The sequence below is a fragment of the Paenibacillus sp. 01T422 genome, assembly GCF_056398785.1.
In genome coordinates this window covers 1-4,201 of sequence record NZ_JBFTQB010000579.1, presented here as the reverse complement: position 1 = coordinate 4,201, position 4,201 = coordinate 1, and the positions used below count along the sequence as shown (strand labels likewise).

4 protein-coding genes are annotated in these 4,201 nt (G+C 45.3%); all 4 read left to right on the top strand.

Annotated elements, in window-relative coordinates; all coding sequences use genetic code 11:
* Nucleotides 1-156 precede the first annotated feature (156 nt).
* From cyoA to cyoD, 4 genes are read left to right on the top strand one after another with little or no spacing between them, the layout of a single operon-like run.
* Nucleotides 157-1,140: a ubiquinol oxidase subunit II gene (gene cyoA, locus AC1DUA_RS26365; protein WP_477502596.1), complete on the top strand. Its 984-nt coding sequence runs from the start codon at nucleotides 157-159 to the stop codon at nucleotides 1,138-1,140.
* A gap of 34 nt (nucleotides 1,141-1,174) precedes the next feature.
* Nucleotides 1,175-3,160 (top strand): cbb3-type cytochrome c oxidase subunit I, encoded by a 1,986-nt coding sequence (locus AC1DUA_RS26360; RefSeq protein ID WP_477502595.1) that lies wholly within the window; start codon nucleotides 1,175-1,177, stop codon nucleotides 3,158-3,160.
* Complete coding sequence (cyoC, locus tag AC1DUA_RS26355) at nucleotides 3,160-3,777, top strand: cytochrome o ubiquinol oxidase subunit III (protein ID WP_477502594.1); 618 nt, start codon at nucleotides 3,160-3,162, stop codon at nucleotides 3,775-3,777. Before AC1DUA_RS26360 ends, cyoC begins: the two co-directional genes overlap by 1 nt.
* A gap of 1 nt (nucleotide 3,778) precedes the next feature.
* On the top strand, nucleotides 3,779-4,105 hold the full coding sequence (gene cyoD / locus AC1DUA_RS26350) for a cytochrome o ubiquinol oxidase subunit IV (protein ID WP_477502593.1): 327 nt from the start codon (nucleotides 3,779-3,781) through the stop codon (nucleotides 4,103-4,105).
* Nucleotides 4,106-4,201: the final 96 nt, after the last annotated feature.

Below are 4,201 nucleotides of genomic sequence, written 5' to 3'. Positions count from 1 at the left end.
CAGTAAAACGTCGATCCTTTGACGTATTTGTTAAGTCCTGCTAGTGCCCGTGTACTTTTAAATGCAATTTGTTATCTTAGTATTAGATAAAAAAGCGCATGTTAATAAATACTGAGAAACAGCACTTTGTAGATTGTGGATTAGGAGGTTAGTTGGATGAAGAAGAGAAAACTCGTACAAGTACTACTGCCTTTGATGATGATAGCCATCGTCGTGTTATTGGCAGGTTGCAGCGATCAAGCAATGGTATTGAATCCGAAAGGGCCAATTGCTGAAACGCAAAAAGATTTGATGTACATCTCCACGGTAATGTGTTTGGTAATTCTTGTTCCGGTTTTGGCACTAACGGCATGGATTGTATGGCGGTATCGGGATCGAGAAGGAAGTAAAGCTTCTTATAAACCGAACTGGGCACACAACACAACACTAGAAGCTGTATGGTGGTCAATACCGATTATCATGATTGCGGCACTCGCTGTGATCACGGTTAAATATACGTATGCTTTGGAGCCGTCTAAACCAATTAAGTCGGAGAAAGCTCCCGTCACGATCCAAGTGACTTCACTGGATTGGAAATGGCTGTTCACTTATCCGGAGTTAGGCATAGGAACACTTAACTATGTTCAAATTCCAGAGGATACACCAATCAAGTTTGAACTTACCTCCGACGCGCCGATGAACTCATTCTGGGTTCCGCAGTTAGGCGGTCAGATTTATACGATGTCTGGCATGGCAATGACTTTGTATCTGCAGGCCGATGAGATTGGACATTATTTCGGAACGGGAGCTAACTTCAGCGGATCCCATTTCGCAGATATGACATTCGACGTCAATGCGACTTCCCAAGCGGATTTCGATGCCTTTGTAGCAAAAACAAAACAATCGCCAACCAAACTTACCATGGAAAGTTATGAAGAACTGGCGAAGCCTGGTCAATTGAAAGGCGTTCAGTATTTCTCCTCTATTCCAGATGGGCTTTTCCAAAAGGTTGTAACGAAATATATGAACGGTCAATCTGCTCACAGTGGTCATGGAACTTCTGAAATGAATCATGATGCGATGAAATCTTCATCGACAGAGAAAAGTGATGCAAAAGACCATAAGCAAATGGATCATAGTCAAATGAATATGTCAAAATGATAGTACGAAGTTTTCACGAAAGGAAGTCATGCTCATGTTGGATCGTATTAAAGAGTTCGCATCGGAGTTTTTCGTAACGGGCGACCCGCTTATTTTGGGCGCTCAGGTAAGTATCGGGCTCTCGATGGTTGCTATGGTTTTCGTACTGAGTTATTTCAGGAAATGGGGCTGGCTCTGGCGGGAGTGGTTAACAAGTGTTGACCATAAACGGATTGGGATTATGTACATCATTTGTTCCATCCTGATGCTTTTCCGCGGCGGCGTTGATGCACTGCTGATGCGCGTACAGCTCGCAATGCCAAATACGGAGTTTTTACAAGCCGATCACTATAACGCAATTTTCACAACGCATGGCGTTATCATGATTTTGTTCATGGCGATGCCGCTCATGTTCGGTTTATTCAATATCGTTGTTCCTTTGCAAATTGGAGCGAGGGACGTCGCATATCCATTTTTGAACTCACTCAGCTTCTGGTTGTTCTTCTGGGGAGCGATGCTGTTCAACGTGTCGTTCGTCATCGGTGGATCACCGGATGCTGGATGGCTTAGCTATCCGCCGCTTTCGGAGCTTTCCCATAGTCCCGGCGTCGGACAGAACTTCTATATTTGGGGGATTCAAATCTCAGGTATCGGTAGTTTGGCGACAGGGATTAACTTTATCGTAACGATTATCAAAATGCGTGCGCCTGGCATGACTTTAATGAAAATGCCGATGTTTACTTGGTCTGTATTTTCCAGCTGCGTCACGATTATCTTTGCATTCCCAATTCTAACGGTTACTCTAGCACTGTTATTCCTGGATCGTTTCTTAGGTGCGCATTTCTTCACCTTGGATGGCGGCGGAAATCCGATGATGTATATCAACTTGATATGGATGTGGGGACATCCTGAGGTTTACATTGTCGTCCTTCCAGCATTCGGGATTTTCTCTGAAATTGTTGCCACGTTCTCCAAGAAGAAATTGTTTGGTTACAAATCCATGGTTTTCGCCATGTTCATCATTAGTTTGTTGTCCTTCTTCACATGGGCGCATCACTTCTTCACGATGGGTTCAGGCGCGGATGTGAATGCCTTCTTCGCACTCACGACGATGTTGATTGCGATTCCTACCGGGGTCAAAGTATTTAACTGGTTATTCACCATGTTCAGAGGGAAAATTCGTTTCTCGACACCTATGATGTGGACGATTGCGTTCATCCCATGTTTCGTCGTAGGAGGAATGACAGGGGTCTTGCTTTCTGTGGCGCCTGCTGACTTCCAGTTCCATAACAGCTACTTCCTGATCGCGCATTTCCACCAAGTTTTAATCGGCGGTGTGGCTTTCGGATACTTCGCAGGTCTGTACTACTGGTGGCCGAAAATGTTCGGCTTCAAGCTTAATGAGCACTTAGGCAAATGGGCTTTCTGGCTGTGGAACATTGGTTTCTATGTTTGTTTCATGCCGCAATATTTCTTAGGCTTAGACGGTATGACGCGCCGTACGTATACGTACGATTTCGATATGGGTTGGGGACCGCTTAACATGGTTTCCACGATCGGTGGTTTCTTGATGGGGATCGGCTTCCTATTCCAAGTATGGCAAATTGCGCACTCCATTAAGTTCAGAGAGCCGGATGTGACCGGAGATCCGTGGGATGGCCGTACGCTTGAGTGGTCTATTCCTTCACCGGCACCAATTTACAACTTTGCTGTCCTTCCAGAAGTGTCAACGATCGATGCATGGTGGGAGACGAAGCAGAAGCTTAAGCAAGATAACAATGCTAAACCGGCAGCAACGGCACCAGTCGTCTATGAACCGATTCATATGCCAAAAAATTCGGCCATTCCTTTCCTGAAGTCAGCGTTTTGGTTTTTCGCAGGATTCGGCTTCGTCTGGGATTGGATGTGGCTCACGATTCCAGCACTAATTGGTGTCGGAATTTGTATGATAGCTCGTTCGTTTACTTATGACACAGACTACTATATTCCGGTTGATGAGATTAAACGGACAGAAGCCGCATTGAAAGGAGCGAAAGTATAATGGCACATGTAACCGCGAATGGTGGGCACCACGCACACGCACACGACCATGAACATGATCACGAATCGCTCAAGACCTTCGGATTCTGGATTTTTCTAATCACGGATGTCATTTTGTTCGGATCATTATTCGCCACATACATGGTTCTTCATCAGAATACGAATGGGGGACCTACACCGGAAGAGCTTTTCAAAATGCCGGGGATCATCGCCGAGACATTCATTCTGCTTACCAGCTCATTCACGAGCGGTCTAGCAGTGCTAGGCATGAACAAAGGGAACATGAAGCAATTGATCGGCTGGCTTATCGTTACAGTGCTTCTAGGGGCTTCCTTCGTTGGGCTTGAGGTAACGGAATTCGTTAGCATGGTTAATCACGAGGGTGCATCCATTAGTACAAGTGCTTTCTTGTCTGCCTTCTTTGCACTAGTTGGGACACACGGGCTTCACGTTTCAGTGGGGTTGATCTGGATGATCGGATTAATCCTGCAGCTTAAACGCAGGGGAATCACGGCTGTGACAAAACGCAAAGTAGAAATTATTTCTCTTTACTGGCATTTCCTTGACGTCGTTTGGATCTTTGTCTTTACAATCGTTTATTTGATGGGGGTGATGTAAGATGAGTCAACATCAAACAGGTACTCATGATAACCATGCACATGGGTCGTTAAAATCTTATATCATCGGCTTCGCGCTCTCCATCATCCTAACGATCATCCCGCTGGTTGTCGTTATGAACCACATGATGAGTAAGACAGGAACATTGGTTTTGATTCTCATCATGGCTATTCTGCAGTTTGCAGTGCAATTGTTCTTCTTCATGCACGTGAAGGAAGGCGAGAATGCGCGTTGGAACATTATGACGCTGATTTTTGGTCTCATTATCCTCGTGACCATCGTTGGCGGTTCCATTTGGATCATGACCTACAACCAAGTGGCACATTAATAGAAAAGTTAAAAGGAAAAGACGCTCAAACCGCGATTACGCGGGAAGGGGCGTCTTTTTCGTATTAGGAGCCTAACATGATGACTTGTTGTTGCG